Source organism: Pseudomonas sp. SLFW (genome assembly GCF_009905615.1).
GTDB lineage: Bacteria > Pseudomonadota > Gammaproteobacteria > Pseudomonadales > Pseudomonadaceae > Aquipseudomonas > Aquipseudomonas bambusae.
On record NZ_JAAAKW010000008.1, the window covers coordinates 204035 to 218433 of the forward strand.

The window sequence follows — 14399 nt, forward strand, 5'->3', positions numbered from 1 at the left end:
CTCTGGCTATCAAGAAAGGCGGTAGCGGGACGCGGGCTTGCCAGTTTGTGTCGCGGCGAAGAGTGCACCGCGAGCGCTGTCGTATTCACGCCATAAGTTCTCGTCGTCGACAGAGGGGAAGGTAATGTTTTCGCCGTGATCCAGACCTGCGAGCGCGGCGTCCACGCAGTTTTCAGTACTCATGATGGTGTCTTGACTCAGTGCTGACAGCGGAATACCCGACACGCTTTCAGACCAGATCTCGGTTGCGGTTGAGGCGGGCAGCACGACTTGCAGTTTCACGTTTGAGTGGGCTTTTGCCAACTCGTCCTGTATCCCTCGGCTGAACGCCAGCACGTAGGATTTTGTCCCGCTATAAACCGAACTGATCTCCCACGAATGCACCGCCAGCACCGACGCGATGTTGATGATGGTGCCGTGGTTGCGTGCAACGAAGGCGGGCAAAACCGCGTGGGTCAAACGCGTCAACGAGACGATATTCAACGCGATTTGCGACAGAGACACATCGACGGATGTGTCCGCCAACGCGCTTAGCCGGGCGACGCCCGCGTTGTTCACGAGCATCTGCACGCTGTCGTCACGGGTGAGCACCTCTTCCACTCTGGCTACATCTGCTTCTTTTTCCAGATCAGCAACCAGAGTGCGCACGTTGATACCGTGCTTCTCTGCCAAGTCATTGGCGAGTGCATTCAGGCGGTCTTCCCGACGAGCCACGAGAACCAGATCGAATCCGCGCGCCGCGAGGCGGTCAGCGTAGACGGCTCCAATACCCGATGAAGCGCCAGTGACGACGGCGGTCTTTTTTGACGAATCCATAGTGCTCTCCAAGGTTGAGTACTCAAGCAACAAGTTGAGGGCTCAAGCATCTGCTCGAAAGGCAGGGGTTGTCAATGGTGTTGTGCTCAACCATTATTCAGACATGACGAAAATTTCTAGCAAGCTACCGGCGATTTCCCGGTCCTCCAGAATCGCGACGGGCGAAGAAGATCTTTATCAATCGCTCGTCTGTACGAACACAGCGCTGCGGCTTGCTGCTCGGCGTCTGGGAAATTTGTATGACGAGGCTTTAGCGCCTCTAGGCCTGAAATCCACCCAAGTCTCTCTGTTGACCGAGATCGTGAGGATGGAGGCAGATAACGATGGGCAAGCTCCGACATTGCAGGATCTGGCAGTCAAACTCGCCATTCAGATCTCTGCACTCACGCACGCTTTGAAGCCCCTGATCAGGGACGGTTGGGTGGTGCTAAAGGTTGACGAACATGACAAGCGGACCAAGCGTGCTCTTCTGACGCCGGACGGCGTTGAACTGTGGCAGCGCGCACTGGTTTATTGGGCCACTGCCAACGAACGCGTCGAAGCGGTCATGGGCAGCGATTCGGCTGCCGCGTTACGAGCTGCGGCAGACTTCGTGGCATCCGACGAGTTTCTTGTTGCCTACCGCGAAGATGATCAATCGTAGCTATTCCGGCAGGCATTCATGAGGAGCGAATTTCACAGCCCTCGCTGCGCTTGCCCTGCGGCACGCCGAGAGCATCGACGACTTCGTCGATGAAGCGTCTGACCTTTGCTGAGGGACGACGGTCGGCGGGGTAGATCAGATTGACGGGGTAGGTAGGTCCTTCGAAGTCCTTGAAAAGTACAACCAGCTCTCCACGTTGCACATAGGGCATGAGCACGTCTTCTACACAGAGCGTGATGCCGAAATCCGACAATGCTGCATTGACCTTGGCCAGGGTGTTATTGACCTTCAGTCGGCTGGTAATGGGGATTGTGAACGCCTGCATGTTTTTGGTGAAGCGCCAGACTTTGTCCGTCATTCGATCGGAAAATAGATAGCCCAGACAGTCATGGTCCACGAGTTGCTCGGGGTGGAGCGGGGTCCCTTTGCGCGATAGATAAGCAGGCGATGCGCAGGCGAACATCCTGAAAGGTCTCAAACAGCGCTGCACTAACGCAGCGCTGTCGGCTAATTGCGGTTTACCCAGCCGGAAAACGACTTCGTATCCTTCTTCCACGATATTCACGAACCTGTCTGTCAGTTCAAGTTCGATTTCCGTTTCGGGATAGCGCGTCAGGTATTGGGTGAGGAACGGGATCAACCGATGTGAGCCGTAATTGTACGGTGCGCTGATTCTGATCTTCCCACGCGGCGTGGAGTTTGCCGCCAGTGCCAGCGCTTCAGCATCTTCAACGTCCTTCAGGATTGCCTTGCAGCGCGAATAATATTCTTCACCCAAGGCGGTCAAGCTTTGACGGCGAGTGGTCCGGGTGATGAGTTTGAGACCTAGTTGTGATTCCAGGTTTCCTACCTGTTTGGCAATCAGCTGCGGAGTGACGCCTAGCAGTGCTGCTGCTGCGGAGAAAGAGCTTGCCTCTGCTGCTGCGACGAAGGCGGCCATGCTTTTCAGCTTATCCATATTTACAACCTTTGGTTGCCAATGTTGTTCTATGTCGGGCATTTATCTTGAAAATCTTCCTGCTTAACATCGCTCGGGTCAATCAATGCAAGCGCCTTGCGCTTCACAGAGCGGAGATATGGAAATGGTGAACATATCGCATGAAACGACTGAGGATGCGGAGCGTCGGCTATTACGCGTCATGACCCAGGCGCGCGTCCGATTCTTTACCGGCACGTATGCGTTTTTGGAGTTTCCTTTGTCATCTTTCCCGGGAGCCGTACATCCCGACGCACTGGCACTCGTTCGAGATGACAAGGTGTGGAGTCAGTTGGTCCCCTGCGAAGCCTCCGAGCAGGAGCTTTTTGGCGTCTTCCGTTTCCATTTTCCTCACGGTATCGACAACAGCGGGTTCGTGGGCTGGTTGGCCAGTCGACTGAAACAGCGCTTTGGGACTGGCGTTTTCGTGACTTGCGGCCAGCACCAGGATGAGGGGGGAATCTTTGATTATTGGGGCGTTCCGGCGAGTCTGGCTTCGGATGTCTTTACAGAGATCCAGGCATTGGTTGACGGCTGCATGGCCGAGTAGATGCAGGAGAGCAATACGGTAACCGTATTCGCTTGCCCATGTGGCTGCTGGCCGATATCCGTCGGTTTTCAAGAATCGGCTTTAGAGCAGGATGCTTGCGCCACCTAGCGGAATTCGGGAAGCGGTCTACGTGCTACGAAACCCGCTACGCGGAATTCGCCCAGATGCGGAGCCGTTTAGGGCCCAGCAAGAGCCCCAAAAAACGCCATATCCTAAACGTGGTCGGCGCGGACACAAGTTTTAGCATCTAGCGCAGCCGCACGGCGGCTGCTCTTGAGAGCAATGGGTGCCATCTGGCTGCGGTCCAGTTCTTTTTCCCAGCCCGCGATTACCAGTGCTGCCACAGCGTTGCCAATAATATTGGTGAGCGAACGGCACTCGGCCATGAAACGATCAATCCCCAGAATCAATACCATGGCAGCCACGGGCACGGTTGGCACCACAGCCAGGCTGGCGGCCAATGCCACGAAACCTGCGCCCACTACCGCACCGGCGCCCTTGGACGTGAGCATTGCCACGGCGAGCAGGGTGAGTTGCTGTTCCATCGTCAGCTCGATGTTGGTTGCTTGGGCAAGAAACAGCACCGCCAGCGTCATGTAGATGTTGGTGCCGTCCAGGTTGAAGGTGTAGCCCGTGGGCACGACGATACCTACGACACCGCGAGAGGCCCCCAGACTTTCCAACTTCTGGATCAGCTGTGGTAGCGCCGATTCCGATGAGCTGGTGCCCAGCACGATCAACAGTTCGGACTTGAGATACGCCAGCAGTTTGAAGATGCTGAAACCGCTGTGACGGGCAATGCTGCCCAGCACCACGAAGATGAAGAACAGCGCCGTGACATAGAACGTGCCGACCAACTTCAACAGGGGTAGCAACGAGCCCAGGCCGTACTTGCCGATAGTGAAAGCCATGGCTCCAAATGCACCGACAGGGGCTACCCGACTGATGATGCCGACAATGCGAAAGAACACTTCGCTGGTCTGATTTATCAGGCCTGTCAGCGGTCTGGCTTTTTCACCCACCATCACCAGTGCCACGCCGAACAGCACCGAGACGAACAGTACTGGCAAAATCTCGCCTTGGGTGAACGCCTCGAAAAAGGTCGCCGGAATCACGTGCAACAAAAAGCCGACAATGCCCTCGCCATGTTGCGACTGGCCCACATAACCGGCGATCGTCGAGCGATCCAGCGTCGCCACATCTACATTGAATCCGCTTCCTGGTTGCAGCAAATGCGCAGCGATCAGGCCGATCACCAGCGCAATGCTCGATACCACTTCAAAATACAACAGCGCTTTGCCTCCGACTCGTCCAACCTGTTTCACGTCATGCATGCTGGCAATACCGGAGACAACAGTACAAAAGATGATCGGCCCGATGATCATCTTGATCAGCTTGATAAAACCGTCCCCCAAAGGCTTCAGGTCCACCCCGACCTGAGGCCAGAGTTTTCCCAATAACACGCCTAGCACCAGAGCTAGCACGACTTGTACATACAGGGTTCCCAGCAGTTTTCTAATTATCATTGTTGTTATCTCGCGACGTTTTTTGGGCAACACGGTGCCGCCGCGGGCACGAGAGCGCCTGCGAGGTTAATGCCGTGATCGGTGGTGTATGAAGTTCAGGTGAGGGAGGGCGGGACTTTATCAAGCAGCCACTGCGCTACTCCCCCGGCGATTGAACATTCGAAAGACTCCGTTGAGTAAGTCGACTCATCCTGAAATCGGTCGGCGTTGCGGGCAAGAGTCAAAACGTGGAGGAGGCGTTCATGAAGTGTGTGGCAAGCTCAAAAACTACGGCCGATGCACTCTGCCTGTACACCGGGGGGGGGGGGGCAGAATCAGGTGTCTGATCTGATCGGATACGTTTTAAGTTTGCTGGTCGCGCAGGAGGTTCGCCTCGGATTTGACATTAAATAATGGGTGCATTCAGTCAATAATTTTCCATCGCGTGCACTTGTTATATCTAGCTTCCTTCGTTCCGGCCGATAGTAAGAAGATGCATCGGTAAGGTGCTTAGTACGTTCAATCCAGCCCGTCGAGAAACTTATTCTTTGAGCGTCCGCATATTTCCTTATCCGAAGTGCGCACACCCAGCACTTAGCTACGACACGGCATCCTGTTCCGCAAAAATCCGCGCCATCTCTACCGCATACTCAGTCCCCCATATACACAGCGGAATGATCGCCTGCGCCAGACTCCGGCCGAGTGGCGTCAAGGTGTAATCCACACGTGGAGGCACCTCCTGATAGTCCGTTCGCGCCAGCACGCGATCGGCTTCCAGGTCTTTTAGCGACTGGATCAGCACTTTGTCGCTCACGCCCGGTATCAGCCGTTTCAACTCGCCATAGCGCTTCGCGCCGTCCCTCAGGAAAAAAAGGACCAACGGTTTCCATTTGCCGGAGATGACGCGCAGCGTGGCGTTGAGCCCACATCCGGTGTCGCAGATTTCAGGTGATGTCGTCATTTTTTAGGTACTTACCAAAATGTGCATACTTGTCGTTAGGTTATCAGCGCCGCATCCTGATTTCCAAGCGAGCCGTTCCTCGGCTTGAGCAGAAACTCATTGAAGGATGCACGACATGACCCGATTGAATGGCAAAACCGCAGTGATCACTGGTGGCGCAACCGGCATTGGCCGCGCCGCCGCAAAACGCTTTATCGAGGAGGGCGCTTTCGTGTTCATCTTCGGTCGTCGGCAAGACGCGCTCGACGCGGCGGTGGCCGAGCTTGGCCCAAACGCCCGCGCGGTGAAAGGCTCGGTGTCTGATCCTGCCGACCTTGACCGGCTTTACGCCGCCGTGAAAGCCGAGCGCGGCACCCTCGATATCGTCTTCGCCAATGCGGGTGCAGGTAGCCCGCTGCCGCTCGGCAGTATCACCGCCGAGCACATTGACGACACCTTCGACACCAATGTGAAAGGGACGATTTTCACGGTCCAGCAAGCGCTGCCGCTGATGGGCGAAGGCGGTTCGATTATCCTGACCGGGTCGAGCGCGGGCACCACCGGCGCCCCGGCCATGAGCGCCTACAGCGCCAGCAAAGCGGCCGTGCGCAACCTCGCGCGGTCCTGGGCCGAAGACCTCAAAGGCACCGGCATCCGGGTCAATGTCTTGTCACCCGGTGCGACGGCCACTGAACTCGCCAAGGCTGCGCTGGGGGAAGAGGGCCAGAAGGTCTACGCGTCGATGACCCCGCTCCAGCGCATGGCTGATCCCGCAGAGATCGGAGCGGCCGCAGCGTTTCTTGCCTCGTCGGACAGCAGTTTCATGACTGCCAGCGAAGTGGCCGTCGACGGCGGCCTCGCCCAACTCTGATCCACTGCGCCCGACGGGATTTCTCATCCGATCGTCGAAGCCGTCGGGCCTTGGAGAATTGGGATATCACGCTGTTCACGCCATGGCAGCCACAACTGCCCTCATCCCAGCTCGCTCGCCAAGTGTTGCGCTACCCAGTCCGAAAACGCCCGCGTTTTGTTGGGGGTGCCTGAGGTGGCTGGCGTGATCACATAGACGGCCCCCCGGTCATCCAGTTGCCAGTCCGGAATGACCTCCACGAGGCTGCCTTCCCTGAGGTGGGCATCGACGTACCAGCGTGTCGAGTGCAGAACACCCAGTCCCTCCAGTGCAGCTTCTATCAGCAGTTCAGGTTCCTCGGAAGCCAGAAGGCCGCGAACGGATACGACTTCGCGACGCTGTGCTGGCTGAGTGAACGCCCAACGGTAGGGATTGCTGTTGCGGGTGTTGCACAGGCAGGGAACCCCGGCGAGGTCTTGAGGCGCCTGAAGGTGGGGATGTCGCATCAGAAAGGCCGGTGATGCGCAAATGACCCGGCGACGCTCCGCCACCTTGCGTGCAACCAGTCGAGAGTCAGCTAATACGCCCAGTCGGATGGCAAGGTCGTAATGCTCGCCGATCAGGTCAACGAAGCGGTTACTCGTATCGGCTTCGATCGTGACCAATGGATGTGCACGCAGGAACCCCACGATCAGCGGCGTCATCCAGCGCCTGGCAAAACTGCCAGGCAACGAGATCCGCAGATGCCCGCGTACTTGGCCGTCGACCTGCTCTGCCGCTTCCCGGCCCGCAGACTGGAGCCCGTCGAGCAATGGCCTGATCCGCGCAAGATAGCGTTGACCGGCTTCAGTGAGCGCCACTTTGCGGGTGCTGCGGTCGGCGAGACGCACGCCCAGGCGGGCTTCCATCGCACTCAACCTGCGGGACACCGCAGTGGCATCCCGACCTATTTGTCGACCCGCCGCTGAAAACGATCCGGTGTCGGCCAAGGCAACAAACGCCGAAAGCTCATTCAAATCGGAGAAAAAGGATTCCTGCATTTTTCACATCTATGAACGGTAGGATCTTCGTATTCTGTCTCAAAACGCAGCATTTCATAATGGCCTCCTGTCATTTCTGGAGAGCCTTATGAAAGCCATACAGTTAACTGCCCCGTCACTTGATGCGTTCTTGCCCGTCGAACTGGCTGACCCTGCTCAACCGGGGCGCGGAAGGGTGCTGGTCCGCATCAAAGCCGCGAGCTTGAATTTCGCCGACATCGCGGTCGTTCATGGTCAGTACCCGGGTGCGGTGTATCCCAATATTCCCTTGGCTGATGGCGCCGGTGAGGTGGTGGCGGTAGGCGAGGATGTCTGGCAGGTCAAGGCGGGGGATCGTGTGGTCATCCACATCAAGCCTCACTGGATTGCAGGCCGCGCCACGGCTGAACTGGCCGGTCCGATGAGGGGCGCCACCGTCCGTGGCTCGCTGGTGGAGGTCGCGGAGCTGGATGCCGCAACCGTGGTGAAAATTCCGGATCATTTGAGTTGGGAAGAAGCGGCTTCGCTGCCCATTGCCGCCATGACAGCCTGGCGCGCGCTCGACACCGCCCACATAGGTCCGGGTTCGACGGTGGCCTTGCTGGGCACCGGGGGCGTGTCCATCTTTGCCCTGCAACTGGCCAAGGCTCGTGGCGCCCGGGTCATCATCACTTCGTCGTCCAACGAGAAGCTGGAACGCGCCCGAATGCTCAAGGCTGATGAAACATTCAATTATCGAGACAGCCCGGACTGGGACCGTTTTGTCTTGGATCGAACGGGAGGGCAGGGCGTGGATCTGGTGATCGACCCGGTGGGAGGCCAAGGCTTCGAGCGGTCGTTAGCCGCTGTTCGCCATGGGGGGACTGTGGCGGCCATTGGTTTTCTGGACGGCGCTGCGCAGCCCGCCAACCTGATGCCTGTGATTTTCAAGGAAATTCGCGTGCAGGGCAGTAATGGTGGCTCTGTCGCCGACCTGGCGTCGGCGATTGGGGCTATCTCTGTCCACCGCATCAGGCCTGTGGTCGATCAAATCTTCGAACTGGACCAGTTGAAGGCGGCCTATGAGCGGATGGGGGCGGGTGCACACTTTGGCAAAATCGCCGTTCGCACCGGCTGGTAGACGGGGTGGACAATTCGGCGGATGCCATACACACCCACCGACCGGCTTACCTTTCAGCGTGCCCACACCTGCAATCCTTGGCTGGACGACAGTCTGAGAAAATGAGGGAGGACTGCCACGAGATACCGGCCTGATCCCTTTCCGGAGAAAGGCCAGCCGTCACTCAGAACACTGACCACCCGATCCGCGCACTCAGCAACTCCAGCGCCGCCATGCCGGCGAGGGAGTTGCCCGCGGCGTTGAGTTCCGGCGACCACACGCAGACCGTAAATTGCCCCGGCACGATGGCCACAATCCCACCACCCACGCCACTCTTGCCGGGCAGTCCCACGCGGTAGGCGAAATTTCCGGCTTCGTCATACAGCCCGCTCGTGGCCATGATCGAGTTCACTTGTTGAGTCTGGCGCCGGGTCAAAATCCGCTCGCCGCTGTGCTTGCAAAACCCGTCGTTGGCCAGGAAGCAGAACGCTCGGGCCAGATCGAGGCAATTCATTCGCAGCGCGCAGTAGCTGAAATAACTGCGCAGCACGGCCTCGACTTCGTTGTGGAAGTTGCCGAATGACTGCATCAGATACGCCATCGCCGCGTTGCGTGCGCGGAACTGGTATTCGGAGTCGGCCACACGGGCATCCATCAGCACGTGTGGATTGCCCGACAGCCGTCGTACGAAATCGCGCATCGACAACGTCGGCGCGGCGAAGCGCGACTGGTTGATGTCGCAAATCACCAACGCTCCCGCATTGATGAACGGATTGCGCGGGCGCCCGCGCTCGAACTCCAGCTGGACCAGCGAATTGAACGGCTGACCCGAGGGCTCATGACCCAGCCGCTCCCAAATGGCTTCACCCGAGTGGCCGATGGCCTGAACCAGGCTGAACACCTTGGAAATGCTCTGCACCGAAAACGGCACCAGCGCGTCGCCCGCACGGTGATAGCTGCCATCGTTGCCATACACGGCAATGCCCAACTGCTGCGCTGGCACATCGGCCAGCGCGGGGATGTAGTCAGCCACTTTGCCCTTGCCGATCAAGGGACGCACTTCGTCGAGAATCTCGTTCAACAGCGTTTGCATGGAAAGCCCTGTTATCAGTCCCCGACGACAGCACGGGGTGGTTTTCTTGACGAAGGTTCAGGGGGAGAGATCACACGTTTTGTGTGAAAGGGTGAGAGGGAGTGTTTCTCGGGTGGGTGGTGAGAGGTGAAGATATTGGGTTGCCGGGAGGTCTCGCCTGGATTTATGCGATTTTGGGGGTGGGGTCGATATTCGGGGATGGCGGCTTTCGACCCGAAGCGGTCGCTCGTTATCGACCGCTAAGGTAGGTGAGCCATGCGATGGCAACTGCAACAGGAGTGAGTAATAACAAGCTCCCGGTGGCGACTGCCATCCTCCACGTGAAACCACTTTCTCCTTTCAGACGGCCGCCGGTCAGTGCTTTTAGCACCAACGCGCCAATACGATGAGGTGGCTTCAGACGAGTCGAGCTTGGAGACGTAGCGGCTATTGCAAACCTCAAGCGATGTTGTTCTTCGTATGCGGGAGGTCGTTTCGGTAAAGCTATCGCAAAATCACGATGCGTAGCCAATGAGTAAATGGGGGGGAGCTATAGGTAAAACCGTCGTGGCGTGTGGACGGCCTCTGACTGTCCGCTTAGGGGTGTGGATTCAAGCGGTCGACGCAACACATCTGAAATCTGTGCCAACAGAAGGGGTATTGCAGATGAAGCAGAGGCTCCGGGATCGACTGCACCGAAAGCCTGAAGCCACCGCCTGTGAGGCGGCAGCTAGGCAATGACGATGCGGTGTCAGGTCCTGAAGCGACGTACCAGGCTGTCCAGCTCATTGGACAGGGCCGCCAGGTGCTCTGAATCGCCCCGGGCCGAGTCTGCCAGGTCCGCGACCAGTTGAGCGTCGCCGTGGATCTGGCTGATGTGACGGTTGATGTCTTCGGCGACCTGATGCTGCTCTTCGGCGGCCGTTGCGATTTGAGTGTTCATGTCGCGGATCACATCCACCGATTCGCGAATCTGCCCGAAGCTGTTACGCGCTTGGCCGATCTTTGCCACGGACTGTTGTGAAACATCGAGGCTGGCATGCATCTGTTGGGCCACCGAAGCGGTGCGTCTTGCCAGATTGCCAAGCAGTGAGTCGATCTCCGCCGTGGAATCTGCAGTGCGTTTCGCCAAGGCACGCACTTCGTCGGCTACCACTGCAAAGCCACGGCCCTGTTCGCCCGCGCGCGCGGCTTCGATGGCGGCGTTGAGTGCCAGCAGGTTGGTCTGTTCGGCGATGGAACGGATGGTGTCGAGGATCGACTGGATGTCATTGCTGTCCTTTTCCAGCTGGGTCATGTCGTGAGCCGACCGGGAGATCTCGGCGCTCAACTGATCGACACTGGTGACCGCATCATCGATCTGGCGCTGACCTTCGCGTGCCTGCTGCTGGCCATTGTCCGCCGATGCAGCCGCCTGGCTGCACGAGCGCGCCACTTCGTTGGCGGTGGCGACCATCTCGTGAAACGCCGTCGAGACCATGTCCACCGCTTCACGTTGGCGCCCTGCCGCTTGCGCCATGTCATTGGAGACGCGTGTGGAGCTGGCCGAGCTGTCGAGAATGCGCGTGGCGGCGTGGCCGATGTGCTGGATCAAGCCGCGAATGGCCGCGAGGAATTGATTGAACCAGTTCGCCAGTTGCGCGGTTTCATCCTTGCCCCGTATGGTCAGGCTCTGCGTCAGGTCGCCTTCACCCTGAGCAATGCCCTCCAGGCCGCTGGCGACGCTGCGAATCGGGCGCACGATCAAGGTGGCGAAGCTGGCGCCGAGGATGGCGAAGATCACCGCAAGCACTGCGGCAATGATCCCGATCAGCCAGGTTAAGCGTGTGGCTGAACTCATGACCTCGTCTTGCTTGATCAAGCCGATGAAGCTCCACCCCAACTGTTCGGACGGGAACACGTTGGCCATGAAATGTTCGCCGTTGATGTCGACTTTGATCAGCCCTGGGCCGGCCTTCGCCAACTGGCTGAAGCCTTCACCCAGTTCGCCGAGCTTCTTGAAGTTGTGCTCGGGCTGTTTCGGATCGACCAGTACGGTGCCGTCGTTTTCGGTCAGGAGCAGGTAGCCGCTGTCACCCAACTTGATTTGCTTGATGAGGGTGGTCAATTGCTTGAGCGAGACGTCAATGTTGACCACGCCACCTGAGTTCCCCAAAGCGTTGTTGACGGCGCGAACGGTGCTGACGAGAACCGCATCATCGCCGGCCCAGTAATAGGCCGAGGTGCGCAGTGTCTTGCCAGGGTTGGCTTGAGCGGTTTTGTACCAGGGACGCTGACGTGGGTCGTAGCTGGCCATCTTCGGGTCGCCCGGCCAGAACGCGTAGGTGCCGTTCGCCAGGCCGTAGGACACATAGGAGTAGGCCGGATGGCTGTTGGCAATGCTGGCGAAGAAGTCGAACAATTGCTTATCCGCCGCTGACTGCGGAATGTCTGCGGCCTGGGCGCTGATGTAGCTTTTCAGCCCCTCACCGGCGCCGGTGATCAGTGGCTGACCCGCCAGATAATCAACGTTCTGGCTGATGCCCTCGAAGAACAGCTGCATGGCGTTGGCGACTTGGCGGATTTCCCGGCCGCTGCTGTCCACGAACTCGTGTTCAGCGTCGTTTCTCAGATTGATAATGACCAGCGTCGCCACAAGAATGATCGGCAAGCTCGCGATCACTGCAAAGGCCCAGGTGAGTTTTTGTTTGATGTTCATCGGCGCTCCTGATTGTTCTTGTGGGTCACGCATAAAACGACTGCGAAAGGGCAGTGAGGTCGATCAGGACAGTGCGGTGGAAAAGGCAAATCCGTCTGATGGTATGCCACTATCGGCTGCGGACTCTTTTTCTTGAAAGTCCGCCTTACATCCCGCGTTTGCGCAAGTGACGAGGGGAAGGGGTTGACGGCAGGCACGCGTGCCGTGCGCCGGGCGCGGATTAAGGGCGGGTTTGAGCGAGGGATAGACCATTGCACGGCGCCCGAGACCCTCCGAAGCCCCGGACGCATCGCGTGCAGCGCGTTACCGGAAGGCAGGCACGACGTGTTTGATGAACAGCTCCAATGATTTTTTCTTCTCCGCATGGGGCAGGCTGTTGTCGCACCAGAAGCTGAATTCGTCGACGCCCAGCTCCTGGTAATACTTGATGCGGGGAATGATTTCTTCGGGAGTGCCGATCATTGCGGTCTTGTGAAGGCTCTCCAGCGCGAATTCCGGACGCTCGGCGAATTTCTCCTCAGGACTCGGGTCGAGGAAGCCATTGACTGGCGTGGTCTTGTTACCGAACCAGGCATCGAAGGTACGGTAGAACTTCGAAATGGCCTTGGCGCCCACTTTCCAGCCCTCGGGGTCATTGTCGGCGTGGACGTGGGTGTGACGCAGCACCATCAGTTGCGGCCGTGGTACGTCGGGGTTGTTGGCCAATGCGGTTTCGAATTTGTTCTTCAGATCGACGACTTCTTCGTCGCCTTTCATCAAAGGCGTAACCATCACGTTGCAGCCGTTTTTCACGGCGAAGTTGTGGGAGTCAGGGTCTCGGGCAGCGATCCACATGGGCGGCGTCTTGACCGGCTTCGGCACGCTGGTGGACGTGGGAAATTTCCAGATTTCACCGTCGTGAGCGTAGTCGCCCGCCCACAGCGCTTTGACCACAGGAACCATTTCGCGCATTGCCTGGCCGCCTGCAGAGGCCGGCATGCCACCGGCCATGCGATCGAACTCGACTTGATAGGCGCCACGCGCCAGCCCGACTTCCATGCGACCGTTGCTGATGACGTCCAGCAGAGCGCATTCGCCAGCGACCCGCAGTGGGTGCCAGAACGGCGCGATGATCGTGCCAGCCCCCAGATGAATGGTGGTGGTTTTGGCAGCAAGGTAAGCCAGCAGCGGCATCGGGCTGGGGGAAATGGTGTATTCCATGGCGTGGTGTTCGCCAATCCACACGGTGCTGAAACCGCCTTGCTCGGCCATCAGCGTCAGCTCTGTCAGGTCCTCGAACAATTGCCGGTGGCTGACCGACTCGTCCCAGCGCTCCATGTGCACGAACAACGAAAATTTCATGACGCTTACCTCTGTTTTTCACACCGCTCACGGCGGAGCGGTTGGGCGTTTATCGGTATACCGTAGTACCAGATTTCAGTGGGGTTCAAGCGAAGGCAGGCAGCTCGCCCATTTTTCCGCGGCAGTAGATCAGCGGGCGCGCGGGCTGCTCGGGCAGAATCAGGTTTTTGACGGCGCCGACCATGATCGCGTGATCGCCCCCTTCGTACTCACGCCACAGCTCGCATTCGATGATGGCAGTGGCATTGGCGAGCAGCGGGTTGCCCAGCGCGCTGAGACTCCATTCGATACCGGCGGCTTTGTCCTTGCCCTTGCGCGCGAACGCGTAAGCTTCGTTTTGCTGCATGCCGGACAAAAGGTGAATGGCGAATCGCTTGTTCTTGATCAGCGTCGGGTAGGAGTCCGAGCTGTAGTTGGGGCAGAACAGTACCAATGGCGGATCCATCGACAGCGAACTGAATGCGCTGGCCGTCAAACCGACCACTTCGCCGTCATCGTTGAGGGTGGTGATGACCGTGACCCCTGAAGGGAAAGAACCCATGACGGTCTTGTAGGCAGTTGCGTCGATCATTGTTGTTACCTTTGCGGTTCGCTGCCGGAGATGATGAATTTGTTGTGTCTGATGGTATACCGTAATACTAAATGTGCAAATAATTTTTCCCGCTTCCGACCGGTTGAGCACTTTGTCTATTACGCCTCAGGCCTAACGAAGCATTGCCTGGCGGTCTGCTGAACCGATTTTTCCAGCGTCGTCTGCCCCTTGTATTTGATCCGAAACTGCGGCGAATCGGTTGTAAAATGTTGGCATACCATAATATCGTTATGCAATTCGTGAGTGCAGGGAAGTGTTCGCGGGATGAAGCGCGCGACATGGCTCAGGGCAATGGCTG

The 14399-nt window shown here is 58.1% G+C and carries 13 protein-coding genes and 1 pseudogene; 4 read left to right on the forward strand and 10 right to left on the reverse strand.

Going from position 1 to position 14399, the window contains the following annotated elements; translation table 11 throughout:
* Positions 1-9 precede the first annotated feature (9 nt).
* Entirely contained in the window at positions 10-816 is an 807-nt protein-coding gene (locus GVN17_RS16465; protein ID WP_166596310.1) for an SDR family oxidoreductase, read from the reverse strand.
* On the opposite strand from GVN17_RS16465, the gene GVN17_RS16470 reads away from it, so the two are divergent.
* Entirely contained in the window at positions 785-1459 is a 675-nt protein-coding gene (locus tag GVN17_RS16470) for a MarR family winged helix-turn-helix transcriptional regulator (RefSeq protein WP_218576254.1), read from the forward strand. The genes GVN17_RS16465 and GVN17_RS16470 overlap by 32 nt on opposite strands.
* Positions 1460-1475: 16 nt before the next feature.
* Here the strand turns inward: GVN17_RS16470 and GVN17_RS16475 are convergent, their stop codons facing one another.
* The gene (locus GVN17_RS16475; RefSeq protein WP_166596311.1) at positions 1476-2417 is read right to left on the reverse strand and encodes a LysR family transcriptional regulator; all 942 of its coding nucleotides are present in this window, start codon (positions 2415-2417) and stop codon (positions 1476-1478) included.
* A 118-nt stretch (positions 2418-2535) separates the two neighbouring features.
* On the opposite strand from GVN17_RS16475, the gene GVN17_RS16480 reads away from it, so the two are divergent.
* Positions 2536-2985, forward strand: a complete 450-nt coding sequence (locus GVN17_RS16480; RefSeq protein WP_256665250.1) for a DUF6196 family protein — start codon at positions 2536-2538, stop codon at positions 2983-2985.
* Between the two features lie 212 nt (positions 2986-3197).
* On the opposite strand, the gene dctA is transcribed toward GVN17_RS16480, so the two are convergent.
* Together dctA and GVN17_RS16490 are read right to left on the reverse strand one after the other, a co-directional pair.
* The gene (gene dctA / locus GVN17_RS16485) at positions 3198-4511 is read right to left on the reverse strand and encodes a C4-dicarboxylate transporter DctA (RefSeq protein WP_166596380.1); all 1314 of its coding nucleotides are present in this window, start codon (positions 4509-4511) and stop codon (positions 3198-3200) included.
* Between the two features lie 577 nt (positions 4512-5088).
* On the reverse strand, positions 5089-5451 hold the full coding sequence (locus tag GVN17_RS16490; RefSeq protein WP_166596312.1) for a helix-turn-helix domain-containing protein: 363 nt from the start codon (positions 5449-5451) through the stop codon (positions 5089-5091).
* Positions 5452-5566: 115 nt separating this feature from the next.
* Here GVN17_RS16490 and GVN17_RS16495 point away from each other — a divergent pair, with 115 nt between their 5' ends.
* Entirely contained in the window at positions 5567-6301 is a 735-nt protein-coding gene (locus GVN17_RS16495; RefSeq protein WP_166596313.1) for an SDR family NAD(P)-dependent oxidoreductase, read from the forward strand.
* A gap of 101 nt (positions 6302-6402) precedes the next feature.
* Here GVN17_RS16495 and GVN17_RS16500 read toward each other — a convergent pair whose 3' ends face one another.
* Positions 6403-7320: a LysR family transcriptional regulator gene (locus GVN17_RS16500; RefSeq protein ID WP_166596314.1), complete on the reverse strand. Its 918-nt coding sequence runs from the start codon at positions 7318-7320 to the stop codon at positions 6403-6405.
* Between the two features lie 88 nt (positions 7321-7408).
* On the opposite strand from GVN17_RS16500, the gene GVN17_RS16505 reads away from it, so the two are divergent.
* Positions 7409-8419, forward strand: coding sequence for an NAD(P)-dependent alcohol dehydrogenase (locus tag GVN17_RS16505; RefSeq protein WP_166596315.1), 1011 nt, complete (start codon positions 7409-7411; stop codon positions 8417-8419).
* 163 nt (positions 8420-8582) lie between these two features.
* On the opposite strand, the gene glsB is transcribed toward GVN17_RS16505, so the two are convergent.
* The 5 genes and pseudogenes from glsB to GVN17_RS16525 form a co-directional block, all read right to left on the reverse strand.
* A complete protein-coding gene (glsB, locus tag GVN17_RS16510; RefSeq protein WP_166596316.1) occupies positions 8583-9491 on the reverse strand; it encodes a glutaminase B in 909 nt (302 codons plus the stop codon).
* Between the two features lie 730 nt (positions 9492-10221).
* A complete protein-coding gene (locus tag GVN17_RS29980) occupies positions 10222-10989 on the reverse strand; it encodes a methyl-accepting chemotaxis protein (protein WP_371928567.1) in 768 nt (255 codons plus the stop codon).
* Positions 10990-11079: 90 nt separating this feature from the next.
* A pseudogene (locus GVN17_RS29985) lies at positions 11080-12201 on the reverse strand (cache domain-containing protein); the annotation flags it as partial.
* Positions 12202-12471: 270 nt separating this feature from the next.
* Complete coding sequence (locus GVN17_RS16520) at positions 12472-13509, reverse strand: LLM class flavin-dependent oxidoreductase (RefSeq protein ID WP_166596318.1); 1038 nt, start codon at positions 13507-13509, stop codon at positions 12472-12474.
* Positions 13510-13594: 85 nt separating this feature from the next.
* Entirely contained in the window at positions 13595-14080 is a 486-nt protein-coding gene (locus GVN17_RS16525; protein ID WP_166596319.1) for a flavin reductase family protein, read from the reverse strand.
* Between the last annotated feature and the right edge of the window lie 319 nt (positions 14081-14399).